We start from the raw sequence: 25,638 nt of genomic DNA on the forward strand, positions 1-25,638 counted from the left end.
CATCCCCAACTCTGGGAAGGTGTGAGTCGCGCGACGATTCACTCCGGCCGCGCCGTCCACGCCGCCTGCACCAGATCGCGCCGCGAATGCAGCGGTTCGACGAAGATTCCGCGTCCCACCGGTTGTTTGGTCGGCTTCACGTCACCGACGAGCACGCCGTCGAGTTTCGATCCGTCCATGATGAGGCCGGAGGAATTCAGATTCTTCATCTGCCCCAGCACATTGTCGTACAGCGCCATATCGGCCTGGGCGATGCTGCGGGCCACGATTACGTGCAGACCGGTGTCACGGCCGTCGACGATGATGTCCTTGAGCGGTTCCAGCGGATTCATCGCGCCGCGTTGCGCGACCATGTGGTAGTCGTCGACGACGACGAATATCTCCGGGCCGCTCCACCACGAGCGTTCCCGCAGCTGCTGCGACGTGACACCGTCCGGTGGGCGGCGCTGGCGCATGCGCGCGGCGAAGGCGGGCAGGCCCTCGACGACGTCGCGTTCGGCGGTCAGATAGCCGATCAGCATCTCCTCGGGCACGACATCCATGTGCTGGCGGCGATAGTCCACCAGCAGCACCCGGGCCTGGTCCTTGTTGAATCGGGTGCAGATCGAGCGCAACAACGCGTCGATCACGGTCGATTTACCGCAACCCGTGGAACCCAGCACGATGAAATGCGTCGAGGCGCCGAAATCCACCGTCGCCGGACTCAGATTGGATTCCCGAATACCGAAGGGCACCACCAAACGCTGCGCCAGCGTGGTCGGTTCCGGTTGCCCGGCAACGATTTCGGAAAGGTCGATCTGCGCCGGCAGCAGTCGCACCTCCGGCGCCCGCTGGTCCGGATAGGTCCGGCTCACGTGCTCGATGGCGGCGGCCAGCCCCGCGCCGGCGGATTCGGGGTCGCTCACGCCGTCGATGCGCGGCAGCGCCGTCAGCATGTGCAGGCCCTCGCTGGAAATGCTGCGGCCGGGGCGGTTCGGCGGGATCGCGCTCACGATGGCGCGGTGGGTGGTGAACACCGTGTCGGTGAGATCGCCCAGCCGCATCTCCAGCCTGGTCTGCAGCAGATCCTTGATGGCCGGCCGGATCGCCGCCCAGCGCGAACTCGTGATCACCAGGTGCACACCGTAATTGAGGCCCTGCACGGCGATCGACTCCATGACCGACAGGTACTCGTCGAAGTACGGGCCGTTGACCGCGAAGCCGATGTCCCAGCCGTCCACCACCAGGAAGACGTCGCCGTGGATCTCGCCGCGCGCGGTGAGTTCGGCCGACTCCGCGGGCGAGCTGCGCCGGCGGCGGAACTCGCGCATGGTGTCGATGCCGAGTTCGGCGAACAGCGACTGCCGGCTCGCCACCAGGTTCGTGATCAGCGCGAAAGTCCGTCGCACGCGGTCGGTGTCGCGCGATCCGGCGACCGAGCCGACGTGCGGCAGCCGACGGATGGCGGACAGGCCGCCGGAGAAGTCCAGGCAGTAGAACTGCACCTGCGCCGGGCTGTGGGTCAGCGCCGCGCCGAGCATCAGCGTCTGCACCGCGGTCGACTTGCCCGACTGCGGCCCGCCCACCACGGCCACGTGGCCGCCGGAGCCGGACAGATCCACCGACCACACGTCCTGGCGCTGCTGACGGGGCTTGTCGATGAGGGCGACCGGGACCTGCAACGTGCCCGCCTGCACCGCGGGAACCATCCGGTCCAGCGTGGGCGGTTCGCTCAGCGGCGGCAGCCACATCTTGTGCGCGGGCCGCCCGACGCCGGCGAACTGTTGCAGCACCGTCTCCATCAGCGTCACCGGCTCGCCGTCCGCGGTGGCGTCCGGTTCGGCGTTGATCGGTTCCTGCTCGACGATCGGCTGCGGCCGCACATCGATGATGTGCCCGGCGGTGAACTGCTGCGGCGGCCGATAGCCGCCGCCCGCGCGCCGGGCCCGCTGCACCGACGCGGCGGCGGTCTGCGCGGGCGGGGTGTAGGGCGAACCCACGTAGGACGCCTGGAAGCGCTGCAGATCGCCCGCGCCGACCCGCAGGTAGCCCGAACCCGGCTTCTTCGGCAGGTGGTAGGCGTCCGCCGTGCCGATGGCGTCGCGGGAGTCGCTGGTCTGGTTGGTGCGCAACGCGATTCGGTACGACAGGTGGGCTTCCAGCTCGCCCATCCGGTTGGCCGGCACCTTCTGCGAGGCGAGCAGCAGGTGGATGCGCAGCGAGCGGCCCAGCCGGCCGATCGCCACGAACAGCTTCGCGAAACTCGGGTACTGCTCCAGCAATTCGGCGAACTCGTCGAGGATCACCAGCAGCGTCGGCAGCGGTGGCAGCCGCGCGCCCTGCTCCCGCGCCCGCTCGTAGTCGGCGACGCTGGCGAAGTTGCCCGCGTCGCGCAGGATGCGCTGCCGCCGCGCCATCTCGCCGTTGAGGACGTCCTCCATGCGGGTGACGAGGTCGGCCTCCTCCTCCATGTTGGTGACCACGGCGGTGACGTGGTGCAGCCGGTCGAAGCCGAGGAAGGTCGCGCCGCCCTTGAAGTCGACCAGCAGCAGGTTCAGGGTGTCGGGCGAATGCGTCGCGATCGCCGAGAGCACCAGTGTCCGAAGGAATTCCGACTTGCCGGAACCGGTCGCGCCGATGCACATGCCGTGCGGGCCCATGCCCTCCTCGGCCGATTCCTTGATGTCGAGATGGACCACGCCGCCGGCCGGGTCGTGGCCGAAGGGAATGTTCAGGCGCGCCCGGTCGGCGTCGGCGCGCTGCACCCACTGCCGCTCGACCCGGATGGCGCCCGGGTCGACGATCCCGACCATCTCCTCCCACGAGGTGCCGCCGCTGGCCTGCTCGGCCACCACGGCCTCCACCACCGTGGACAGCCGGAACGGGGAGATGCTGCGCGCCAGCGCCGTCATCGCGGGCACCGACATGGCGTCGGCCACCCCGACCTTGCGGGTGCCGCGGCTGTTCACCTCGAGCAGCGACCGGTCCTGTTCCACCGTGAACCGCAGCGACCGCGGCAGGGTCTGCTCGACCGGACCCAGGCGCAGCCAGGTGCAGCCGTCGATACCGGAGATGTCGCGGTCGCTGACGCCCGCGCCCATGTCGACGACGAGCAGGAAGTGCTTGCGGTCGGCGCTGGGTTCGCTGTTGGCCGAGAACGGCCCGCGGTTCAGATCCGCGAGCACCTTCGCCCGCAGCTCCGCGACGCTGCCGTAGATCATGCGGCTCGACCCGATCGCGTCGGTGTCGGTGGGGTGCTGGGTGTGCGGCAGCCACTTCAGCCAAGACCAGTGCGGCGCATCGGGTTCCGACAGCACGGCGGCGACCGCGACCTGGTCGGGCCCGTGCGTCACGACGATCTCCGCCAGCAGCGCGCGCAGCAGCGCGTGCACCGCGTCGTCGTCGCCGTCGAACCCGACCAGCGGCGCGGAGAGCAGGTTGATGGCCACCGGCATGCCGCCGACCGTCGAGTACGCCTTGGCGAACCGCGTCAGCTCGACCACGCCGACCGGATCCAGGTCGGAGGTCGGGGCGGCCTCGGGCACGATGACCCGGACCTGGTTGGCGATCCGGCCCCGCCCGACCCGCGCGCGCAGGAACTGCGGGCTGGCGACCTGCACCTCCCACATGCGCGTGGTGCCGACCAGGCGCGACAGTCCGTCGGGCCCGGGGTGGGTGTACTTCAGGTAGGTGTGCAGCTCGGTCTCGGCCGTGTGCACCGACTTCCGGTTGTCGGCGAGGCTGCGCAGATAGTCCTTGCGTTCCTCGTTCAGGCTGGCGGCATTGGAGCCGCCGCCGGCCGAGCCGCCGATCATGCCGAACATGGAGCCGAGCATCATCATCGGGAAGAACAGCATCATCGGTGAGAGTTGTCCGCCGTTGCGGAACATCATCACCATCATCCCGGCCATGGCGGCGACCATCACCACCGGCATGATCATCTTCAGCCGCGAGGCCGGCACGGGTTTGGGTAGCTCGGTCGGTGGCTGCAGGCGCAGCTCGGTCACCGCCGGCGCCTTCGGGCCGCGCGTCATCCGCGCTGGCCGCACGAAGCGACGGGTGCTGGTCACTGTCCTCCTCCCAGGCCGACCGCGGCGCGATCGGGCGCGATCGCGTCGTGCGCGATCTTGGCGTCCACCGGCGACAGCGCGGGTCCCGGCGCGAACAGCGAGACGATGGTCCACGGCGCCAGCACCGGCGACTTCAGCGCGAGCGCGCGCAGCGTCGGATCCACCGCGCCCGGCGTCAGCGAGTCCATGTGCACGTTGATGCCGTAGCGGACGCCGCTGTCGGAGATCCAGAACAGCGACTCCCGCCGCGGCGACACCGGATCGGCGCCGGTGACCTGGACGAAACGCCCGCTGCCGAGCGGCAGGAAGGCCGCGTCGGCGGTGGCGCCGCCGGAGTTCGGCGCGGTCACCAGCGGAGCCGGCCGGTCCTGCTCGTCGTCGCGCAGCGGCAGCCGCCGCCCGACCAGCAGTTCGGTCAGCGCGTTCGCGTCGTTGCCGGTCTTGGACCAGTGGTAGCAGGTGACCGCGGACTTCTCGGCGTCGACCAGGCGCACCGGCCGGTCGGGGAAGTTCTGGGTGCCCGGCCAGATGCCCGGCCGCAGATTCGAGGCGATCACGTCCGGCCCGACCGTCCGGCTGCCGGCGATCCCCTGCGAGTCGTCGTTGCGGATCATCGCCGCGACGACCGAGCTGATCTGCACCACCCCGGACCGCGACACCACGTAGTAGGACGCACCCCGATCGGGCAGCGAGACCGTGAGCACCGCGCCGATCGGCACGGTCAGGCCGGTGACCATCGTGATCGTCGACCCGGCCTCGGGGATCCGGGGCACCTTCAGCGGAGCCGCCTCCGGAATGCTCTTGATCAGCCCGGGCGACGCGGGCATCACGGGCGCCGTCGCGTCGATGCCCAGGGCCAGGGCCACCGCGGAATCGCCCGGGTCGATCGCGGCGCGCACCACGCCCGCGCCCTTGCGATAGACCAGCCAGATGGTGTTGCCGTCGCGCAGCAGCCGCGCCTCGTCCTCGGCCAGCTGCCGGGTGCTGTCTCCGTCGACGGTGAGGGTGGCGCCGATCGCGGTCGTCCGCACCGGCGACTTGGCCCGGGTGGGCAGGCCGGTCTGCTGGTTGATGGGGGCCGACGCGCCCAGCTGCACCGCGTCGCACACCGCCCACGAGGAGGTGGGCCCGCCGCTGTCGACCATGGCGCCGGGCGCGCCGGGAATGCCGACCGTGGGGCCCTTGGCGTACTTCTCGAGTTCGTCGCGCGCGACCGGGACCGGTTCGTCGGGCGAGCCGACGATCAGCCGCGCCGAGGACAGGTTCAGCGCGGGGAACAGGCGGTCCCCGAGGTGGACGTAGAGCGCGCCGGAATCCTTGTCGGACACGATCTTCGCCTCGGCCACGTGCTTGGCCGGCTTGAAGAACGCCAGCACGGCCGCACCGGCCACGACCACGCAGGCCAGCGCGATCCCGATCGACAGCGCGGTGGACCGCCCGCGCTGCGGATCGTCGATCATCGAGGCGTCGCGGCGCACCAGGGCGTGCTCGATCCGGCGCAGCAGGAAACGCCATCCCGAGATCTGGTGCTTGGTCACCACCCGGAAGCGCGCCACGGCGTCAGCTCGTCGTGGTGGGCGCCAAACCGGCCAGCGCGGCGCTGATGTCGAAGGCGTCGATCGTCATCAGTTCCTCGTTGGTCATCGCGGCGACATCGACGTTGTCGCGGGTGAAGCGGTAGTCGCGTTCGGCCTCGGCGGACTCCACCACATTGCGAATGAAGCGGCCGTTGCCGGCCAGGTCGATGAGCCGGCGGCCCTTGCGGGTCTGTTCCGACAGCTGCTCGCAGCGGTCCCGCAGAATGCCCTTGGCCTGCTCGGACAGCAGCGAATCCTTCTTCTGCGCAATGTGATCGGCGATCTGCACGAGTTCGTCGGCACCGTAGCTGGAGAACCGGATGCGCTTGGTGAACCGCGAGGCCAGACCGTCGTTGGAGGACAGGAAGCGGTCGATCTCGTCCTCGTACCCGGCGATGATGACGACCAGCTTGTCGCGATCGTTCTCCATGCGCGCCAGCAGGGTGTCGACGGCCTCCTTGCCGAAGGCGTCGCCGCCGGACAGGCCCTCCTGGATCAGGGTGTAGGCCTCGTCGATGAACAGCACGCCGCCCAGCGCCGAGTCGATCAGCGCGTTGGTCTTGGGCGCGGTGTGGCCCAGGTGGGTGCCGACCATGTCGTTGCGGGAGACCTCGACGACCTCGGCGTTCTCGACCACGCCCAGGCCCGCCAGGATCTTGGCGATCACGCGGGCGATGGTGGTCTTGCCGGTGCCGGGCGGGCCGGAGAAGATCAGGTGCTGCGAGCGGGTCTCGACGGCCAGGCCGCGCCGGGCCCGGACCTGGTCCATCAGCACACCGGACTTCAACCGGTCGACCTGCTCCTTGACCGAGTCCATGCCGATCTGGGAGTCCAGCAGCTCCGACGCCTCGGCCAGCAGCGCCTCGCGCTCCTTGCGGGCCTCGGTGGCCGCGGCCTCGGTCGGGTCGTCGCCGGACTTGGGGTCCCACTTGTCGCGCCGGGACGCCAGCAGCGCCGGCGTGGTGACCTCGAGCCGGTAGGACTTGTCGCGCACCGCGCGCTGCCACTGTTCGCGCTCGGGCCACAGCGAGGAGCCCTGCAGGCCCTTCAGGACGCGGTCGGAGGCTTCGTGATCGCCGGTGTGCCGCAACAGCATTCCGAGCAGGAAGTGCGCGTCGGCCCAGATGTAGGACAGGTTGCCCGACGAGCTCTCCTCGACGATGCGCTGCGCCCGCGGCATGGCCTCGCCGAAGCGGCCCAGGTGCGTGAGGGCCTGCGCGGACATCAGCTCGGCCGCGATGTCGAGCAGGCCGTCCTCGAGCATGGGCCGCGCCGCACGCGCGTCGAGCACGTCGGTCCACCGGCCGGTGCGGAAGTACAGCGACATCCGGACGAAGTCCGACACGTCGTCGCGGGGCACCTCGCCGAGGATGGTCTCGGCCTCCTGCCACTCCCCACCCTCGGCGTAGGAGCAGGCCTGGGCGATCGCGATCTGGTCGCGGTCGGCCATCGCCACCCGCAGCCCGTACATCCCGATCTCGACCTGGCACCACAGCGACCGGTCCACCAGACCGGCGCGCTGCTGGTCGCGATACAGGTTGTGGACCGACCGGTAGGCGCCGTAGATCACCTCCGAGGTGACCTCGCCGGCCATCGCGCGGCCCAGCCACGCGTCGCACATATCCGGATCTAGATCGGTCGCCGCCCGAAACGCCGCCGTTGCCTGTGCTTCATTGCGCACACCCCCGGCGACCAATCCCAGAGATTGAACACCTGTGTAGAACGCGTCCTCGGCCGCTGACACCTGGACTTCCTTCCGCCATGTCGCCTGCTCGAACGATAGACACACCGAAGCCGAGGCCGTGAAGGCGCCTTCCCAGATATGAGAAGACACGCTCACGGCCATCGAGCCGACTTCGAATAGACGGCAAAATATAACGTTATTGAGCGGTCCATTATATAGCGATACTATGCGGGCGGAACGCACCACCCACGAATCCTCACGGTGCGGACCGCGGCGGCGACCGGCGAGCAATCCCCTCCCGGCCGCCGCCACCCACCCCGCCCGCGCGTCCCCGCTACGGCCGTGCGCACCCGTCCACTCGATATCCCCGGATTGCCATCATGTTTCACCGCGCACCCGGCACATCCGGACAACGATCGGATGACCCGTCAGCGATGCCCCGCCACCAGCGCGAATATTGCTGGCAGAAGTTTTTAACGGTTCACTATTGTATGAGCCGTTGCACAACGGTACATTGTTCTCAGGGTCGAACGGTTCCTCATCCCGTTGGACCCGGTCCGGGCCGGCGGCCCCGGGGACCGCGATCCGGTCACCAACCGCCGCGAAGGAAGGTAGTTCCCTCTATGTGAGCTGTCGGACCCCCTCATCCCGACAGCTCGGCTGCGCTGCGGCCGGGAGGGCCGGTAACCAGACCGGCCGCAGCGCGGCACCTGCGCGATCGAGGCCGCCCGCACCGACGGGCCCGCCCCGCGCACCTCGCCTCACGCCTCACATCACGCGGACCACGACCGCATCACTCGACATGCGCGACCAGCGCACGGTCGATCCCGTGTACGGCGCCTCGATGACCATGCCGCCGCCCGCCGCGAGCTGCACGTGCTCGGGCCCGCGCATGCTGAACGAGCTCGCCGGGAACACCAGATCCCCCGGCCGCACCTGGTCCGGCGGGATCCGGACACCGCTGTAGATCTGCTCGTAGGTGGTGCGCGGCAGGTGCACGCGGCCGTCGGTGGCCTCGGCGACCGCGTACTGGGTCAGCCCCGAACAGTCGAATCCGCCCCCGCTGGGACCGCCCGCGCCGCCGCCGCCCCAGACGTAGGGCGTGCCGAGCCAGGCGCTCGCGGCCCGCACGGCATTGCCGCCGGCCGTGCCGTCCGACGGCACCGGCCGGCGCATCTTCGGCAACGGCGCCCCGCTGCCGTTCGAACCGCCGTGCGCGCCGGACACCGAGCGTGAGCGGCGCCGACGTCGCCGCCGGGTCGGCGCCGCGGCATGGCGATAGCGCGGCTGCGGCACCGGCGGCGGCGAGATCTGCGCGGCCTGCCGCTGCGCCGCGGCGACATCCGCGTCGACCTGCTTGGTGGCGCCGGTGATGGTGGCGTGCGCGGCGTCGAGCATCGCGGGGCCGCTGAAGCGCGAGTCGCCGATCGAGGCGATCGCCCGCAGCCTGGCCTGAAGGTCGTTGATCTGGTTGCTGATTCGGGTGCGGCCGTTGACGGTGTCGTCACCGGCCGTGCCGACCGCCTGGTGCACGACCCCGTCCTTGTCGGCGTGCGAGGCGACCATCGACGCCTGCATGGCCCGCGACTCGGCGTAGCGGTCGCGGCCGATGCCGCGATGCGCGTCCGCCATGTTCTCCGAGATCTCGCGCATCATCGCGGCCTGCCCGGCCGGGCCCGGCTGGCCGGTGCCGTAGAGGCCGAGCAGCTCGTGCAGTACCGAGTCCACGTCGTCTGTCAGTGCCGGCGCCATACGACCTCGCCATCGTCCATCACCGACTGCCTTTCAAGGTCCGGGCCAGCTGTGCACCGGCGCGAAACACGCGGAATACGCACGCAGAAGTTGTGAACGACTATGCGCTATAGCAGCCACCGATCGAAACGGATCTCCTTCCCATTCGCGGGAAGAGGCAACAATGGGGGTAATTCCGAGGAGGGCGAAGGTATGGCGGCGAGTACGGCGGAATCCGGTCTCGGCAACCCCTTGTCGTTTTTGAATGCCTCGCCGGCCGCTGGTGGCGCGGCGCCACAGCAGCAGCAGTTCGCCCAGCTGCTGGGCGTGAACGGCACCCCTCCCCTGATTTCCGACGAAGCGGTCGCCGCCGCGAGCGGGAAGGGCACGACCGAGAAGGGCGTGGGCAAGCACTACTGGCCCGTCGAACTGCATCGGCCGGTCGGCGCCTCGGCGGGCTTGAAGGCCGTCATCCAACTCGCCGAGACGGCCATCCAGACCGCCGTCGACCTGCTCGGCCGGGGCACGCCCGTGCCGCCGCCCAAGGTCGACGACCTGCTGAAGCCCGCGGTGTACGAGGAACTCGGCGAAGGCGAGGCCGCGGAGGACTACGCCGAGGCCTTCAAGAAGGTGCAGACCCGGCAGAAGGCGCTGGTGGGTCTCGACGACGAGGTGGTGAAGGCGGCCATCGTCGTCGCCGAGGGCAAGGACGAAACCCTCGCCGCCATCAAGAAGATCGTCGCGGCGCTCAACTCCAAGCTCGACGCGGTGACCGCCAAGAAGCTGAAGCCCGCCGAGGAGCAAGCGCTGATGAAGCTCATCTCGCGCGCGGTGGAGGCGGTGTACAAGCTGGTCAACGCGGCGGCCGACGTGAACGAGGCGGTCGCCGGCGGTTCCGAGGGCGCGGCCGCGGGCGCGGGCCAGGCGGGCGGCGGCGCGGCGGGCGGCGACGGCATGGGCGGATTGGCCTCCCTGCTGCCGATGCTCGCGATGATCCCGATGGGCCTGATGTCGGCCGCTCCGGCGGTGATCAACGCGGTGCAGCAGCACAACGAGAAGCAGCAGGAACAGGCCGAGAAGGCCGCTGCCGCAGGCGCTCCCGGCGGCCCTCCCCCGGCCGACCCGAACGCCGCACCCGGCGCCCCGAACACCGCACTCGCGGCCGCCCCGCCCGGCGACCCGACCGCGCCCGGCGCGGCACAGCCCGCAGGCGCGCCCGCACCCGCGGCCGGCGAGAACCACACCACCGGTGCCGCCGTCCTCCCCGGCGGCGTGCCGCTGCGCCCCCGCCGCGACCGCCCGGCCGGCAACAACCCGACCGCCGACGGCAACGAGGCGCAGACCGCCGAACACGTCGAGGTCACCCACGACGCCCCCGAGACCGGGGCGCAGATCATCACCTGATCGACCGACTTCCGATCGCGGTGCGGGGTCTGCCGCAGCACCGCGACACGGAACCCTCTCTGTAGCAACAGTTCCGGCGTGCCACCATTCCGCACACGCCGACCGGTCTGTGCGTTGGCCCGGGGACATCTCCGCGCGGCAACGCCGTCCCTCGAGCGGGAGGCGTTGCCGCGCAGTGGGTTCGGCTAGATCTTCGGCGGGCCGCTGGCCGCGGGGTCCAGGGCGGGCGTGATCGGCGGGGGCGTGGCCGCGGCTTGGACGGCGTTGCCGGGAGATCCGTTGTGGCCGGGCGTTCCGGGGCCGGGCGGGGGCGGCGCCGCCGCGTCTTGGCCGGCACCGTCACCGATGCCCGAGGGGTGACGGAACCCCTGGAAGGCGCCGTACGCGTCGTTCTGCGGGTGCTGTGGGTCCAGCGGGATGAGCTGGCCGTTGTCGATGTAGCTCAGCGACCCGTTCTCGACGACGATCAGCGCGTTGTGATTCGACCACTGCACCACGTCGCCGGTCTGCAACTTGGTGAGGTCGTTGACGGTGGTCCAGCGGTGGTCGCCGCTGGATTCGCCCGGCGTCCCCTGATAGGCCGCGTTCGCGTCGGCCGCGCCGCCGTGCAACTGCCGGTTGAGCGCCTCCGCGACCGTCGAGGGCACCGACTGCGTGACGCCGTCGCGGATCGGGAAGTCGACCTTGGTGCCCGGAGCGGAGACCGGCGGCGGATTCCCGGCGCCGTTGGGCGCGGTGACCCCGGCCGGGGTGGCCTGCGCCGCGCCCGGCTGCGCCGACCCGGGCTGCCCGTTGACCACCTGCTGGGTCTGCCCACCGGCAGCCGCCACACCGGCGTCGTAGGCCTCCTGCTCCCGCTTCTTGGCCTCTTCCTTGTCCCGCTTCCGCTCCTCGGCGTCGTCCTTCTTGCCGCCGCCCAACAGCCCACCCAGGCCGCCGCCCATGCTCAGCAACAGGGGCAGGATGCTCATCAACGAGCCCAAGGGGTTCTCCCCGCCGCCCGCCGCGCCGGGTGCCGCACCCCCGCCCGTAGCGCCGCCACCACCGATGGCCCCGCCTTGCGTCCCGGTGCCGGTACCGGACACGTCCGACACGTTCCCGAGCCCACCGGTCCCCAGCCCGGAACTGTCCCCGGTACCGAGCGCATCACTGCCGGTATCCGACCCGTCCTTGCCCAGGACGTCACTGACGATGTCGTCGAATTCGTCACCCGTCCCCGTCGTATCGGAGGTCGGCGTCGTGGTGGTGCTCGTGGGCGTGGTGGTCGTGGTCGTGGGGGTAGTCGTCGTGGTCGTGGGAGTAGTCGTGGTCGTGGTCGTAGGCTCGGTCTTCTTCTCCGGCGGCGGATCGTCGCTGGTGTCGACTTCCTTCGCCTTGTCCTGGAATTTCTTGGTCGCCTCGGCGTATTTCGCTTCCCACACATCGACGGTTCTGTCGATGGCGTTGACGTAATGGATCTGCTCGGCCGCGTCGGTCAGGACGAACTTCCCGTCGTCACCCTTCTTGTACAGATCTTCGGTGTAGCTGCCGTACGGCGCTTCCTCACCGGTATGGGTAACGGTGATCTTGTCGTTCTCGCGCTTCAGCCGGTCGCCGTACTTGTCCTTGAAATACTTGTAGTTGTAACCGAGTTCCTTCTTCAGCTCTTCCGCATAGCCGCGCAGGGCGATGAAGATCTCGTTGCCTTCGAGCTCGGTGTCCTTGGTCTTTCCTTTGACGTCCTTGTGCTTGTTCGCGTATTCGGTCTGACGGCCTTCCAGATCGCTCTTCAGGGTGTCGTACTGCTTCTTGACGTCGGACCAGCCCTCCGGCGACGTGATCATGTCGCTGTCCAGGATCTTCGCGAAATCGGGCGCGGCCTTGGGATTGCGATCGCCGAGGGTGTCGATGTCCCACTGCATCGTGAAATTGGTGTCGTCGATCAGCAGTTGCAGCGATTTACTGCTGCCCTGCGGATAGGGCAACGCCACCGTATAGATGTGGTCGATATCGGATTCGCGCGGAATCTTGCGCGCCGGAGTATCCGCGAATTGCGGCTCCTCGGCGTTGTCCTTCTCGGTCTGCTTCTGTTTGACGACGGCATCAGGTTTGCCGTCCTCCAGCGCACGGATGATATCCGTGTACTGGGCGTACTTCGGATCGATCCGGTAGTCGCGGTCGTCGGCTGCGCCGTCGTTCTTCTTCCGGACTCCGGCGAGAATGCCCTGCCGCTCGTTGTCGTCGAGCTTGTTGAAGACGGTCTCGAAATCCTTGGGATCCTTCAGATCCTTCAGGATCTTCAGCGATTCCTCGACTTCGTTGTCGTCGTAGCCGTTTTCCCAGTCGTAGTACTTCTTGTTGATCTGGTTGTAGGCATCGTCGGCAGCGCCCATCAGACATTCCTCCGTTCACCGGAATCCGCGGACCCCGCCCTACCTGTCAAGATTTCCGCGACGGACGGAGGAGCCTGCGCGCGACCGGTCACGCCGACGCTGACGGTGCTCGCCGCCTCGGGCATCGAGTCTGTCTCCGCACCCCGGCTGTCCTCCACCCGCGCCGCCGCCACCACACGCGCCGCCTCGGGCAACAGCGGATGATCGACGATCTGGCCGTAGGTGTACAACGCGTCCCGCAGGTGCTGTCGATCGAGTTCGCCGGTCGCGAGCAGCAGCGCCAATTCATCGGCGCGCCGCTCGAACCCCATGCCGCGCAATCGATCCGCGCCGGAGTCATCGATACGGGCGCCGGCGGAGATCAAGGCGCGCTGCGGCTGTCGGGCGCTCTCGGCGGCACGGAGTTGATCCCAGGCACTCACCGGGACGGGCAGGCCGGCCTGCAGCGTATCGAGGATCTGTTCACGCAGCGCCCGGCGGGCCGAGAACGCGCCCTCGACGCCCGCGGCGACCCGCGCGGCGGCGTCCGCGGCGCGCGCCAAGCGCAGGCACGTGGCGCGAATCTCGGTGTCCGGCACCGTCTCCGCCTGGCGCAGCAGCTCCTCCGAGCCGGCCATCGTCAGCCGGTCGACGAGGCCGACGGCAGGTGTGTCCAGGTCGATCAGGGTCGTGCCGGCGACGATCCCTTCCGCCACGGCGGTACCGGCGTCGAGTACCGTGTGCAACTCCTCGGAGGTGGTGGTGGAGGAGGCCACCGCGCTCAGGCGCAACTTCATGCGCTGCGTCACCCGGGTACCGAATTCGGCGAGCGCCCGGGCCGGGTCCGGGTCACCCTCCAAGGCGGTCAAGGCCTCTCGATCGCGCGGGCTCAGAATGCTGTCCCAGGTCCACGGCAGCACCACCTCCGACGGCAGATACAGCCCGGCGGGCAGCCAGCCGCGCCCCTCCGTGGAGTTCAGCACGACGATCGGCCCGACGGGGGTGCGCCCGACCGCGACCGCCCACTCCACGCCGGGCGCGGACTCGGCCACGGCCGCGAGCACGGCGGCGAGCAGGTTGCGCGCCAGCACCAGGTCGTCGTCGCGGTCCTCGCCGACGACGAGCGCCGGCTCTGCGTACTTGCTCTTCGCGGCGCGCGCTGCGGCGACGAACGGGCCCGTGGGCAGTGCCGAGGGCCGCGACCGCGCCATCTCCGGCCCGCCGTGCGGCGCGGCCGTCGCGGGCAGCGAGCCCCCCGCCGCGGCCACGGTGCCCGGGGGCAGCGGGCCAGGTCCGGCCGGCGCCGACGGCGCGACCACCGGCGGCGCGAGCGGTACCGCGGCACCACCGGCGCCCGGGTCACCGCCCGGCGACACCGTCACCTCCGGCGACGACATCGCGGGCGGCAGGCCGACGCCGACCGCGGGCCCCGCGGATGCGGCAGGTGCGACAGGCGGCGAAACCGGCGGACCGGCGGGCGCGACAGGCGCCATCGGGCCGGGCTGGGGACCATCGGCACTCGGACGCTCGTCGCGCCCCGGGCCCGAAGGGCCGTCCGGGCGGTCCGGCCCCGCCGGTCCGGGTGGGCCGGGGGACGGCGGAGGGCTCACCGGGTCGGTCGGCCCGTGCGGCCCCGGGGCGCTCGGCGGCGGAGCCGCGCCGACCTCGTCGCCGGCGCGACCGATGTTCCGGCCGCCGTCGTGCTCGGCGGCCTCCAACTGTTGCGCGGCGGCGAGCAGGTTGTCGCGGGTCTGCTCGTGGTGAGCGGCGAGCCGCTCCGCCTTCTCGTGGCGCTTGATGTAGTAGTCGTTCAGGGCCGCCCGCACCGGGTCGGCGATCGTGCCGTACGAGGAGGCGAATCCCGCAAGCCAGGCTTCGGGAATTTCGCCCCATTTCCGGATGTCCGCGGCGCGCAGTTCGTGTTGCCTTGCCGACGCGCGCAACTGCTCCGGCTCGACATCCATGTACGGCATGCCCCGGTGTTCCTTCCGCCTGCTATTTCTGTTTCATTCTTCCGGCTTCCCAAAGTTGGGGACCGCATCGGCGGGTCCAGCTCGCCATTCCCGCATGATTTCCGACATCGGCCGGGGCAATTTGTCCGGATCGTTCATCTCGATGTGGTGCTGCCGCCGGGCATCCTCGGCACTCTCGACGATGGCGGCCATGATCTCGGCCGCCAGTTCGTGATTCTCGAAACGGGCACAGGTGCCGGGCGCGAGGTACAGGTCCTTCAGGCGGCCCATCGCGTCGACCTCCGGGATGACCAGGCCACTGGGCGACGGCCGACGCGCGAACACCCCCTCGGAGCGTTCGCGTAGCTCGGCGATGCGATGGCGCAACTCGCGCGTCATGCTGAGTGCAACCCGCACGTCGGGGTGGATGTCTCTCATCGTCCTCACTCCATCTGCCGGCGGAGCCGCGGCCGCGGCGACCCTGTCAGTGTCGAACGACGGACGGAAATTCCCAGTGCTGGGAAGCGTTCATACTCGGTGACGTTGTGGTCCCCGCACGGCGTGACCACGCGGCCAGCGAGGTCCCCATCGACGAGTTCACCACCGATTTCGGCGGGTTACGGCACGCCCGGCCACGAGTCGTGCACCGTATGCCTCGCGCGTTTCCGTCCGCGCTTCTCGCCACCGGCAGTCCGCTCGCCCTGCGCGGCACGGGTCATTCCTGCGACGGACACACCGTCACCGACGGTGAACTGCTCGTCACCCATACGCCCGGCGCCGCGGCGGCGCAGCTGTGCGATCTCGGCGGGGGCCTGCTCGAAGTGCCCGGCGGCGCAACCTGGTTCGAGGTGCAGCGATACGCGAGCCGCCTCGGCAGCGCCCTTCCGGTGCTGCCGGACTACCTGCACATGTCGGTCGGCGGCACGCTCTCGGTCGGAGGTGTCGGTGTCGACTCGGTGCGCTGCGGCATGCAGATCGATCACGTCGAACGGATTCAGCTGATCGACGGGACGGGCGTCAGCCGCTGGTGCTCCCGCACCGACCATCCCGAACTGTTCCGGTTCGCCCTCGCCGGACTCGGCACGGCAGGACTGATCGAGCGGGCCGTGCTACGCACAGTGCCGGCCCGCCACGCCGCGCACCTGCATCGCACCCAGCACGCCACCTTGGCCGAATTGGCCGACCACACCGAGCGCGTCGCCCAGCGCGACGACGTCGACCTCTACACCGCCAACCTGCGGCGCGGCCGGATCGTCTCCACCACCGGCTGGTACGACCGCAGCCCGCGGGAGTGTGCCGACGAGCGCTGCTCGGTCCTGACCGACCTGCCCTACCAGGGCCAGGCCTCGACGGCGCGAGCGGCCGACCTGCCACCGGGCCGAGTGCGGCTGTGGGCGGACTACGTGGTGCCGGCGGGACGGCTCGCGCCGATGCTCGCCGCGGTAGAGACTCTCCGGCACCGCATCCCCGCCGAGCGCTTCTACACGATGGTGTACGTCCTGATCGTGCGCCGCCCGGCCGACGCCACCGTCTTCCCGTTCGCCGCGGTCGCCCCGGGCCCGGTCTCGATCGGCGTGGGCGTGTACACGTGGGCGAAACGCGCCGGGGACGACGTCACCGTGGTACGTGACCTCCTCGACCGATTGCTGGATCACTGCTGCGATCTCGGTGGACGCCCATATCTCTACTGCCGCAACGACCTCGACGACGCGCTCGCCGCCCGGCTGTACGGCAGCGACCTGGACCGGCTCGCCGAGTTGCGGCGCGAGTACCGGCTCGACCACGTCAACGCGCAGATCTCGCTGGCCGGAGCCGCCGCCCGCCGGACACCCCCGGCCCGACCCGCCTGACCATCCCGCGCCGCGATTACGGCGCGGGCCAGGTGGGAGTGCCGTACACATTGAGCTTGTCGATCCGGTCCGAGAACCCCAGTCCCGCACCGGAATACCGCCAACTCGCCCCGGTGGCCCGAGCAGCGTCGGCCAGCGCGTCCACGGCCCGGGTCGTCCCGTGATGACGGACGGCCAGCTCGCGCACCAGCCGCGGCATGTCGTCGGACGAGCGCTCGAACAGGTGCATCCCGAGGCTCGGCGCCGCGGCGCCGAGGGTGCGGGCACAGCCGACGAAGAAGCGGTGCCGGTGCAGCTCCGCCGCGTCGACGCCGCACCGGACGAACTCCGACAGCACCTCCCAGGCCGGATCACCGAAGTAGCGGACCAGCTTCATCGGCACACCGACGTCGGCGTACCGGGTCTGGTAATAGAGCTTGCACTTCACCGTGCCCCGCGCGTCGACCTCCAGCGCCGCGCCCGCGAGCCGCACCAACCTCTCGTCGTCGGGAACCGTTGCCAGCTCCGCGAATTCGGGCCATCGGGCGGCGAGCCGCCGCATCGCACCGGGCGCGATCAGCGGTGAGCCGTAGACCTTCAACCCGGCGACGCCGTGCGGGGCCGCCGGGTGGTGGACGACGCCGATCCACGTGGCGGACCGGTAGCGCGCCGGGATCGTCGCGGGCTCGGGATACAACGCGTCGACGAACGACCGCAACGACTCGACGACCGTCCGGTCCCCGCCGGGCAACCACGCGACCAAGTCGCCGATCGCCGCCCGCTGCGCGGCGAGGCGCACGGCGAACCGCGTCTCCTGCGTCGCGGTCTCCGTCGAGTACCGGACGACCGGGGCGACCTCGCCGCGGCCACCGGAGACACTGGCTTCGAACGGCAGCCCGGACTTGACCAGCGTGCTGGCGCGATGTCCGTCCGGACCGAGCGGAACCAGCTGTCCGCCACAGGCGCGCCGCAGCACGGCGCGGACCGTCGCCGGATCACAGCCGGGCGTCAGTCGTCCGGCCAGGTCGGCGAGCAGTTCCGGCACGCCGACCGACGAGCGGTCGGCGGCGGGGTTCCCGGCCGGCGACTCGGGCGCACCCGGCGCGGCGTCCGCGAGGGTCATCCCATCCCGCTCGTGCCGGCTCGCCGTCCGCTCACGACTGTCCCTGCGCACCCGGCGGCGGGGACACCGGAGGCGGAGCGACCGAAGGCGGGGCGACCGGAGGCGCGGAGGCGACCGGCGGAACCGATACCCCCGCAGGCGGTCCGGAGACCTGCCCCACGGGCGCACTGACTCCGCTCGGCGCGGCCGAAGGAACCGCGGCACGCTCGGTCTCGGCGGTGGAGACCGCCGCCGGGGTGAGCACGAACTGGGGGTGTTCGGTGATCTGGACGTGTGCGTAGACCGCGTCACGCAGGTGCTGGCGGGTCGTCTCGGCGTCGGCGAGCAGCAGCGCTAGTTCGTTGCAGCGACGTTCGAAAACCATGGCGCGCAAGGCCGGATTGTCGTCGACGCGCAGTTCGCCCGGTTCGACCCGGCCCACGTCGACCCGGCGCGAGAGCATCGCGGCGGCGAGCAGGTCGTCGGCGTCGCGCAGTTCCTCCCACCACGCGGACGGAACCTCGCGCCCGCCCTCCAGGGCGGTGAGGATGCGCTGACGCACGTCGCGCCCGGCGGCGGCCTCCGGAGGTACCGGCCCGGCCCGGCCGACCTGCGCGTGCGCGTCGGCCGCCAGTTCCATGCAGGTGGCGCGCACCCGGTTGTCCGGCACCGACGCGACCTTCTGCAGCGCCGCCGGCGAACCGGTGAGGCCGAGGCGGTCGGCCGTGTCCGCGGTGAACACTCGCAGGTCGACGTCGTAGGTCGGCCCGACCAGACCCTCCATCGGCACGTCGGCGAACCGGTTGCGCATGCCCGAGTCCAAGGGTGCGGACGACGCCAGCGCGGTCAGCTTCGCGCCCGCCTTCGGACCCCAGGCCAGGCCGAATTCGACCAGGATGCGGGCGGGGTCGGAGACGCCCTCCCAGGGCGATCCCGCCTCGCCGCCCTCGGACAGCACCTCGTCCCACGACCACGGCGTCGACACTTCCTGCGGCATGAATACGCCCGCGGGCAGCCAGCCCCGGCCCTCGTTGGAGGTGATGAACACGCCCAGTCCGGCCGGTCCGCGCAGTACCGCGACCGCCCAGTGCAGGCCGATCGCCGAGGTGTCGGCCGCGGCCAGGACCCCGCCGAGCAGGGTCTTGGCGAGCACGAGGTCCTCGTCGACCGCGTCGCCGACCACGTAGGCGGGTTCGGCCGCCTCGTCCTTCGCCTTGGCGACGGCCGCGGCGAACGGCGTGACGACCGGGATCGGCGGGCCATCGAACCGGCTGCCCGAGGTCTGCGCGCTGGTTCGATCGTCGAACGGCCCGGACGCACCGGGGCCGCCCGGACCACCGCCGGGACCGCCCGGCGGGATGGCGCCCAGTGGCGTCGCGGTGGTACCCGTCGAGGCGGCTCCATTGGTGCCGGGGCCCGCGCCCGGACCGCCGGGGCCACCGCCCGGACCGCCGCCGTCGGGACCGGCCACCGCCGGCGTCTGCCGCCCGCTGTCGGGACCCGCGCCGGGATCCTGCGGCCCGGCGCCGTTCGGTCCGGCGCCGTTGGGACCCGCGCCGCCCGGGCCCGCGCCCGTGGTCGACGGACCGGCCGGCGGCGGGCCACCGGCGGGACCGGCGTCCGGCGCGGAGGGCGGTGTGCTCCCGGGCCCGGCGGGTCCGGTAGGAGTCTGTGTACTGGGCGAACCGCCGAACTCGTCGCCCGAGATCTTGATGCCGTGGCCGGAATCCTGGTCGGCCTGTTCGTAGGCCAGCGCCGCTTCGCGCAACGAATTCGCGGTGTATTGATGTTCGTCGGCGAGCGCGTTACCGGCCCGTTCCCGGGCCGTGTAATAACGCATCAGCGCCTGGTGCACCGGGTGCGCGATTTTTCCGTAGGTCTCGGGAAAAGCGGCGAGCCAATCCGATGGAGGCTCCGCCCATTTCCGGGTGTCGTCGGCAATTCCGTCGTGTTTCTGGGCCAGCAGACGCAACAGCTCGGGATCGACGTTCACGTTGTCCGGCATGTCGTTCAGATCCTTTCCCAGCACCGACGTGCTCATTGTCGCGTCTTCCCACCAGTGGCAGGAGTGCGCGGTCGGTCACCGCCGCCGCTCGGGACCGGCGCTGATCGCCGAACGCCGCGGTGTCGAGGCCTGGTCGGCGGCGTTGGCGACCGGTTGTCCGAAGTGCGGATGATCGATGATCTGCCCGTGCGCGTACACCGTGTCGCGCAGGCACTGCCGGCTCGCCTCCCCGGCCAGCAGCAGGACGGCTTCGCTGCACCGCCGCTCGAACGCCAGCGCTCGCACCGCGGCCGCGCCGGCGGCGCCCGGACCCTCGTTGCGCAACTGCCCCAACGCGATTCGCGAGAGGTCGGCCCGCAGCGGCAGCACCGTCGCCGCCATCAGATCGTCGACATCACGCAATTCCTCCCACCATTCCTCGGGCACCGGCTTGCCCTGCTGCATCGCCACCAGAATCCGCTCCCGCAGCGCGGGCGCGCCCAGCGTCGCGGGATTGCCCGCGTTCAGCTTTCCCACCCGCACATGCGCGTCGACGGCGAGTTCGAGGCAGCGGCCCCGGATCCGCTCGGGCCGCACCCCGGCGGTCCGCTCCAGCAGTTGCGGCGCGCTCACCAAGCCGAGCCGGTCCTCCGAACCACTCGACGGCACCGCGAAATTCATCGTGGCCGCGGCCTCGACCTCGCCCTCGGCCGCCACGTCGCCCAGTTGCCGCAGCAGCGCGGCGTCCAGCGCCGCCGAGGACACGAGCGCGGTCAGCACCGCCCCCGACTTGACGCCCCACGCCGCGGCGAATTCGGCCATGATCCGGGCCGGGTCGGCGATCCCCTCCCACGGCGCCTGCTCGGACACCGACCACATCCAGGGCGTCGACAACTCGCGCGGCAGGAACACCCCCGCGGGCAGCCAGCCCCGGCCCTCGTTGGAGGTGACGAACGCGCTCACCCCGCCGGAGTGGCGCATCACCGACACCGACCACGCCACCCCGACCGCGGTCGATCCGGTCGCGGCGAGCAGGCTGCTCAGCAGCGACCGCGCCAGCACGAGATCGCCGTTCACGCGTTCCCCGACCACGAAGGCCGGGCCCGCCGCCGCGATCATCGCGGTACCGACGGCGTCGCGCAGCGTCTCGTGCTCCGCGCCCGAGGCGGCCGCGCCGGTGTCGGCGGGCGGCTTGTCGCCGGGCTTGTCGGGGGCCAGCGGGCGCGCGGGCGGCAACTTGCCCGGCGTATTCGGCGTGGTCGGACCGCCCGGCGTGCTGGGCGGCGGGCCCGATCCGGCAATAACCTTCGCGGCCGCACCCGGTTTCGAATCCGTCGGCGGCGGCGCCTTCACCTCGGGCGCGGACACGGCTCGCGCCCGGTCCGGTGCCGCGCCCACCGTGCCCGCCGCCGAAACCCCACGCGCCGTGGACGTTCCGGACTGCGAGACGGAACCGGGCGTGGTCGCCTGCGCGGGCACCACGCCCATCGGGGCGCCGAACGGCACGCCCGCGTTCGCGGCATCGGACGAACCGGTACCCGAATGCGAAAATTCTTGCGTGGCAGCATTGTCGGACCGTGAACCGATCGTGGCGGCATCGTCCGCGCCGGTCGGATCATGTGTTCCGGCACGACCGGGCGCCGCGACGCCCTGGTCCTCCCCGGCCGATCCAGGCGCGTCGATCCGATCGGTCCCGACTTGCGCCGGCCCGGCCACCGGCGCGGACCCCACCGGAGCGGCGCCCGCCGGAGCGTAACCCGGTGCGGGCGTGGCGGATACCGGTCCGGGCCCACCCCCGACCGGAGATGCCGAGGGGAGCGTATCGGGAGTGTCGGTGCGGTCCTCGGTGGGCAGGTCTGCGGGATCCGAGAAGTCCGGCAGCTCCGGCCGCAGCCCGTCCGGCCACTCCGGACCCTCCGGCCCCCAGCCGATCGGCGTCGGAAACCCCGGCATACCGGGCGGGAAACCTCCTGGCCACGGCCCCATTCCGGGCCCCGGCCCGCCGGGCGGCCCCGCGTGCGGACCACCGTGCCCGTGCGGATGTCGCGGATCCCAGTGCCCCGGCGGCGCGTGGTGCCCCGGCCCCTGAGCCCACGGTCCGGGCAGCCCGAGCACGTCGGCGATGGCCGAAAGTTCCGGCAGCCCACCGGGTCCGATCTCCTGGAGCGAGGCGGCCACCCGTTCCTCGACGGCGCGGCGGGCATTGGCGATGATCCCGCCGACCCGGCGGCGCTCCTCGTCGGAGTTGTCCCCGTCGCCGTCGGTGTCCTCGGCCTGCTTGCCGCCGATGGCGCGAGTGGCCTCGTCGACGATGTCGAGAATCTTGTTGCGCGTGCGATATACGAGGTCGGACATGCGCCCGTAGGTGTCCGCGGCGGCCACCAGCGCGTCGACGAACGCCTGCGGCGTGCCCCGCTGGGCGAGCATGTCCTCTTTGATCGGATCCAGGCCGCGGCTGGCGCGCACCCGGTCGTCGAACGCGCGGCGGGCGCGCTCGGCCTCCTGCGGATCGATCGCGGCGGCGCCGTCGCGCACCTTCGTCTCGAGGGCATGCCAGTCGGCCGGCGAGATCACCGGCCAGTTGTTCTGCACGATCGCCCCCCAGTACGGGCTGTGCTGCTCCGGCGGCATGCCGCGCTCAGACCGGGTCGGCCCGGCGTACCCGCGTGCCGCCGTCGACGTCGGCGGACGCCAGCACCGTGGCGGTGTCGGTGGCCTGCCGATGCGTCGTGTCGGCGTGGGACACGATGCCGCCGCTGCCCGCCAGCAGCGTCTTCGGGATCCACCGGTGCACCACGGCCAGCCCCTGGTCCAGCGGGGACTCCGGCCGCCGCGGCAGCTCGAGCCCGCCGGCGACGGCGTCGACGTGGTCGGCCACCGCCGTCATGGCCACCTTGAACTTGCTCGACGCGGCGACGACCTCGTCCGGCTCGTCCATATCCAGCATGTCGCGGCTCTCCTGTTCTGGCGAAAGCGTCGGGCGCTCAGGCGTTCTGGCCGAACTCGGCGCTCTCCATCGCCCGGTAGGACGCCTCGGTGGGCAGGTCGAACGCGTCGATGGTGTACGGCCGGGCGCCGTTGCGTTCCATCTCCGCCCGCAGCCCCACCCGCGACTTGGCGTGCGCGAGCTTGGCGAGCTTCACGATCTCCTTCGACAGCCAGAGTTCGCCGTTCTCCCGCGCCTCGTCGGTGAGGTGCAGGCCCACGATCTCGCCGTCGCCGTTGCAGGCCACCCCGGCGGTGTGGTCGGGGTTGAACACCTCGTAGATGGTGTGCTGCCGGTCGGGCGGCGGCGCCTGCTGTTCGAGGTCGTCGTCGTAGTCGTCGTACACGTCGGTCACGGTCTGCTCCTAGGTTGCACGGAAATCGGGGGCGCCGACCGATACGCGATCGGGTGGCGCGGACACTGCCGGCGGCCCCGCGGCCGGGGGCGGCTCGTCCGCGGCCGTCATCTGCTCGGCGAGCGCCTGCCACTGCGCGTCCTCGAGCGACAGCACCTGGCGCAGCCGCCAGAACCGGGCGCGCAGGTACATCTCCGCGGTGCCGTCCGCGGCGACGTCGAGGTGGTCGGGCTCCTCCGTCGTCGGGTTGAACGCGATGGTGGTGACCGGCGGCCGCTCGTCGTCGACGCTCACGATGGTGGCGCCGCCGCCGGGGATGAAACTCTGACGCAGCCGGGGACTGTCGACGATCGCGATGTCGTCGCTGTTGGTCACGATCGTGACCTCCGGATTCAGCATCAACTGCAACACCCACGAACGCGCGACGGTCTCCGGACGCGTGGCGTTGATCGCCAGATCCAGGCTGGCCGAAAGATCCAGCACCAGAACCGATTCCGCGGTGGTGACGCCGACGATCACCAGCCGCCGCGGCGTGCCGGTGGGATGCGGCAGGTCGTCGGCGGCCAGCGTCATCACATCGGAGCCCACGCCGCCGCCCGCGGCCGGATAGACCGTGACCGTTCCCGTGGCGATGTCGACGGTGAAGGCCGAGATCGGGTGCGACACCCGGTCCGCGACGCCGACCAGCCGGCTCAGGCCCTCCTCGTGCAGCCACCGGATGGTGTCGGCGACGGTCACCTGCGCGGCATCGCTCATGCCGACCGCCCTTGGGCCGCGGGCTCCGGCTCGCCGAGGATCCCCTGGGTGTCGGGTTCCGGCTCGGCGTCCATCAGCACCCGGTACTGCCGCGCGGCGTCGGCGGTGCTGTCCCGGATGGCGCCGATGATCTCCGCGACCAGTTCCTCGGAGGTGAAGCGGTCGGCGGTGCCGGGCGCGAGGTACAGGCCGGTCAGCCGGCCCATCGCGTCGACCTCGGGGATGACCGCCCCACTCGCGGAGGGCCGCCGCGCGCGGATCCCGTCGATGCGCTCGCGCAGGTCGGCGATCCGGTGCCGCAGCGCCCGGGCGGCGTCCAGGGCCGCCTGCACGTCGGGATGAATTTCACTCATGTGGAACCTCCAGCTCGTGTGTCCTGGCCGGCGGGCCCCGGCGTCGGGGGTGTCACGGTCGGCGCGATCGTCGGCTTCTCGCCGATCACCTGCTCGGTGTGCGGTGTGTCGTCGACGTACATCAAACGGTCCGGATGCCAGGCCACCACGCGGTTGCGCTCGCTGTTGCCGCCCGCGCCACCCGCGCCGCCCATGCCCGGCGCCATCGGCATGTAGGGCATCATGGGCGAGCCCCCGGCCGCGGCGCGCGCGGCACCCGCCGCGGCACCGCCCGCGGAACGCAGCGACTCCGCGGCGGTCGCGGTACCTGCTCCGCTGAATCCGGCCGCCGACGCGGCCATCGCACCCATCGCCGCACCGGCGGTATTGGTGATCGCACCGGAAACGTCACCGGTGGAAGGGATTCCGGCCCCGGAGATCCCGCCGCCACCGCCACCGCCACCGAGGGCGGAGGTGTAGTCGGCGCCCACTCCTCCGTAGTCGCTGTAGTCGTAGTCGTAATCGTCGAGCCCGCTCGTGGAGTCCGACTTGTCGAGGTTGCCCGCGAGCCCGCCCGCGCCGGACATCATCGAACTGAGCAGCGAGGGCAGCATCTGCGACATCGCGTCGCCGCCGGAGGACTGCCCGGACGAGGCGCCGGAGGCGGAGTTGCCGTTCGCCGCGTTCTTTCCGTTGACCGTGCTGGAGTACCCGGTCATGGTCTCGGTCGAGCGCGCGTTCTGTTCCTCGAACTTCGCCAGCGCCGCTTGGATGCCGGCCTCGTTCTTGGACCGGATGGAGCGCAGCAGCTCCTTGCGCGCGGCGATGATCTCCTCGGGCGTCGGGTGTTTGGCCTTCGCCGTATCGAATGCCCCGGTGTAGGTCTCGACCATGTCGACCAGCTTCTCGAGGTCACTGCCGTACTGGTCGAGCCGGTTGCGGTGCTTGTGCAGGTCCCCCGCCGCCTTGCTGCCGACCGGGGTCCAGTGCTGTAGCGCCTGCACCGCGTCGTCGACGCCGCTGATGATCTTCGGGTGCGAGCCCGCGAGGTACTTGCGCACATCGGAGGAGAAGCCGTTGGCCGGACCGGTGCCGGGCCCGGCACGCAGTTGCTGGGCGTAGACGAGCGGATCCCCGGCCGCCGCGGCGGCGGGCATCTTGAACGTCGGCGGCCGCCACTGCCCCGGCGTCCCGGCGGGCGCGACCGGGTTCGTGAGGATCTCCCCGCCGCCGTTGTTCACGGTCCGCGCACTCTCGTCGTCGGCCTTGGTGTAGTCCGACGCCGACGCGCCGACCTCGTGAGCCAGGCGGTGGATGTCGTTGAGCACCCCGGCCATGCCGTTGAACGTCGACGCGGCCTTGTCGTTGAGCTGCGGCACCGATCCCGCGGAAATCGGATCGGAGCCTGCGGGCAGCACCCAGGATGTCGGCAGCTCACCCCCGGTGCCATGGGCGATGTCGGCCAGTTTCGCCGCCGCCGCGGCCAACTGCGCCGGATCGACATTCATCGGCATGACCGCCTCCTCTCATCACCTCTCGGACTCTC

Annotated in this window: 17 protein-coding genes; 2 read left to right on the forward strand and 15 right to left on the reverse strand. The window is 71.0% G+C overall.

Going from position 1 to position 25,638, the window contains the following annotated elements; all coding sequences use genetic code 11:
* Positions 1–38: 38 nt before the first annotated feature.
* The 4 genes from eccCa to IU476_RS29670 all read right to left on the reverse strand — a co-directional run bounded on the left by eccCa (position 39) and on the right by IU476_RS29670 (position 9,062).
* Entirely contained in the window at positions 39–4,049 is a 4,011-nt protein-coding gene (eccCa, locus tag IU476_RS29655; protein WP_195105588.1) for a type VII secretion protein EccCa, read from the reverse strand.
* Positions 4,046–5,605 (reverse strand): type VII secretion protein EccB, encoded by a 1,560-nt coding sequence (eccB, locus tag IU476_RS29660; protein ID WP_195105589.1) that lies wholly within the window; start codon positions 5,603–5,605, stop codon positions 4,046–4,048. The genes eccCa and eccB overlap by 4 nt, the downstream gene beginning before the upstream one ends.
* 4 nt (positions 5,606–5,609) lie before the next feature.
* Positions 5,610–7,415 carry a type VII secretion AAA-ATPase EccA gene (gene eccA, locus IU476_RS29665; protein ID WP_324194428.1) on the reverse strand — a complete coding sequence of 602 codons (1,806 nt, stop codon included), beginning with the start codon at positions 7,413–7,415 and terminating at the stop codon, positions 5,610–5,612.
* 663 nt (positions 7,416–8,078) lie between these two features.
* Positions 8,079–9,062, reverse strand: coding sequence for a C40 family peptidase (locus tag IU476_RS29670; protein WP_195105591.1), 984 nt, complete (start codon positions 9,060–9,062; stop codon positions 8,079–8,081).
* A gap of 192 nt (positions 9,063–9,254) precedes the next feature.
* Between IU476_RS29670 and IU476_RS29675 the strand changes: the two genes are divergently transcribed.
* Entirely contained in the window at positions 9,255–10,445 is a 1,191-nt protein-coding gene (locus tag IU476_RS29675) for a hypothetical protein (protein WP_195105592.1), read from the forward strand.
* 185 nt (positions 10,446–10,630) lie between these two features.
* Here the strand turns inward: IU476_RS29675 and IU476_RS29680 are convergent, their stop codons facing one another.
* From IU476_RS29680 to IU476_RS29690, 3 genes are read right to left on the reverse strand one after another with little or no spacing between them, the layout of a single operon-like run.
* On the reverse strand, positions 10,631–12,817 hold the full coding sequence (locus IU476_RS29680; RefSeq protein WP_195105593.1) for a hypothetical protein: 2,187 nt from the start codon (positions 12,815–12,817) through the stop codon (positions 10,631–10,633).
* Positions 12,817–14,769, reverse strand: coding sequence for a type VII secretion target (locus IU476_RS29685; protein WP_195105594.1), 1,953 nt, complete (start codon positions 14,767–14,769; stop codon positions 12,817–12,819). Before IU476_RS29685 ends, IU476_RS29680 begins: the two co-directional genes overlap by 1 nt.
* Positions 14,770–14,802: 33 nt before the next feature.
* Positions 14,803–15,186: a hypothetical protein gene (locus IU476_RS29690; RefSeq protein WP_195105595.1), complete on the reverse strand. Its 384-nt coding sequence runs from the start codon at positions 15,184–15,186 to the stop codon at positions 14,803–14,805.
* Positions 15,187–15,293: 107 nt separating this feature from the next.
* Here IU476_RS29690 and IU476_RS29695 point away from each other — a divergent pair, with 107 nt between their 5' ends.
* Positions 15,294–16,598, forward strand: a complete 1,305-nt coding sequence (locus IU476_RS29695) for an FAD-binding protein (RefSeq protein WP_195105596.1) — start codon at positions 15,294–15,296, stop codon at positions 16,596–16,598.
* Positions 16,599–16,614: 16 nt separating this feature from the next.
* Here IU476_RS29695 and IU476_RS29700 read toward each other — a convergent pair whose 3' ends face one another.
* From IU476_RS29700 to IU476_RS29735, 8 genes are read right to left on the reverse strand one after another with little or no spacing between them, the layout of a single operon-like run.
* A complete protein-coding gene (locus IU476_RS29700) occupies positions 16,615–17,700 on the reverse strand; it encodes a hypothetical protein (RefSeq protein WP_195105597.1) in 1,086 nt (361 codons plus the stop codon).
* 31 nt (positions 17,701–17,731) lie between these two features.
* Positions 17,732–19,720: a type VII secretion target gene (locus IU476_RS36895; RefSeq protein WP_195105598.1), complete on the reverse strand. Its 1,989-nt coding sequence runs from the start codon at positions 19,718–19,720 to the stop codon at positions 17,732–17,734.
* Between the two features lie 39 nt (positions 19,721–19,759).
* Positions 19,760–22,294, reverse strand: a complete 2,535-nt coding sequence (locus IU476_RS29710; RefSeq protein WP_195105599.1) for a hypothetical protein — start codon at positions 22,292–22,294, stop codon at positions 19,760–19,762.
* A gap of 7 nt (positions 22,295–22,301) precedes the next feature.
* Positions 22,302–22,610, reverse strand: a complete 309-nt coding sequence (locus IU476_RS29715) for a hypothetical protein (protein WP_195105600.1) — start codon at positions 22,608–22,610, stop codon at positions 22,302–22,304.
* Between the two features lie 37 nt (positions 22,611–22,647).
* Positions 22,648–23,004: a hypothetical protein gene (locus IU476_RS29720; RefSeq protein WP_195105601.1), complete on the reverse strand. Its 357-nt coding sequence runs from the start codon at positions 23,002–23,004 to the stop codon at positions 22,648–22,650.
* 9 nt (positions 23,005–23,013) lie between these two features.
* Complete coding sequence (locus tag IU476_RS29725) at positions 23,014–23,760, reverse strand: hypothetical protein (RefSeq protein WP_195105602.1); 747 nt, start codon at positions 23,758–23,760, stop codon at positions 23,014–23,016.
* Positions 23,757–24,113: a hypothetical protein gene (locus IU476_RS29730; RefSeq protein WP_228824527.1), complete on the reverse strand. Its 357-nt coding sequence runs from the start codon at positions 24,111–24,113 to the stop codon at positions 23,757–23,759. The genes IU476_RS29725 and IU476_RS29730 overlap by 4 nt, the downstream gene beginning before the upstream one ends.
* Positions 24,110–25,606 (reverse strand): PE domain-containing protein, encoded by a 1,497-nt coding sequence (locus tag IU476_RS29735; protein WP_195105603.1) that lies wholly within the window; start codon positions 25,604–25,606, stop codon positions 24,110–24,112. Before IU476_RS29735 ends, IU476_RS29730 begins: the two co-directional genes overlap by 4 nt.
* Positions 25,607–25,638 lie beyond the last annotated feature (32 nt).

Source organism: Nocardia blacklockiae (assembly GCF_015477355.1).
In the GTDB taxonomy this organism is placed as follows: domain Bacteria; phylum Actinomycetota; class Actinomycetes; order Mycobacteriales; family Mycobacteriaceae; genus Nocardia; species Nocardia blacklockiae.

Coding starts and splice junctions, on each gene's coding strand:
- IU476_RS29670 (WP_195105591.1), bottom strand. CDS start 9,062: ATGGCGCCGGCACTGACAGACGACGTGGACTCGGTACTGCACGAGCTG.
- IU476_RS29675 (WP_195105592.1), top strand. CDS start 9,255: ATGGCGGCGAGTACGGCGGAATCCGGTCTCGGCAACCCCTTGTCGTTT.
- IU476_RS29680 (WP_195105593.1), bottom strand. CDS start 12,817: ATGGGCGCTGCCGACGATGCCTACAACCAGATCAACAAGAAGTACTAC.
- IU476_RS29685 (WP_195105594.1), bottom strand. CDS start 14,769: ATGCCGTACATGGATGTCGAGCCGGAGCAGTTGCGCGCGTCGGCAAGG.
- IU476_RS29690 (WP_195105595.1), bottom strand. CDS start 15,186: ATGAGAGACATCCACCCCGACGTGCGGGTTGCACTCAGCATGACGCGC.
- IU476_RS29700 (WP_195105597.1), bottom strand. CDS start 17,700: ATGACCCTCGCGGACGCCGCGCCGGGTGCGCCCGAGTCGCCGGCCGGG.
- IU476_RS36895 (WP_195105598.1), bottom strand. CDS start 19,720: ATGAGCACGTCGGTGCTGGGAAAGGATCTGAACGACATGCCGGACAAC.
- IU476_RS29710 (WP_195105599.1), bottom strand. CDS start 22,294: ATGCCGCCGGAGCAGCACAGCCCGTACTGGGGGGCGATCGTGCAGAAC.
- IU476_RS29715 (WP_195105600.1), bottom strand. CDS start 22,610: ATGCTGGATATGGACGAGCCGGACGAGGTCGTCGCCGCGTCGAGCAAG.
- IU476_RS29725 (WP_195105602.1), bottom strand. CDS start 23,760: ATGAGCGATGCCGCGCAGGTGACCGTCGCCGACACCATCCGGTGGCTG.
- IU476_RS29730 (WP_228824527.1), bottom strand. CDS start 24,113: ATGAGTGAAATTCATCCCGACGTGCAGGCGGCCCTGGACGCCGCCCGG.
- IU476_RS29735 (WP_195105603.1), bottom strand. CDS start 25,606: ATGCCGATGAATGTCGATCCGGCGCAGTTGGCCGCGGCGGCGGCGAAA.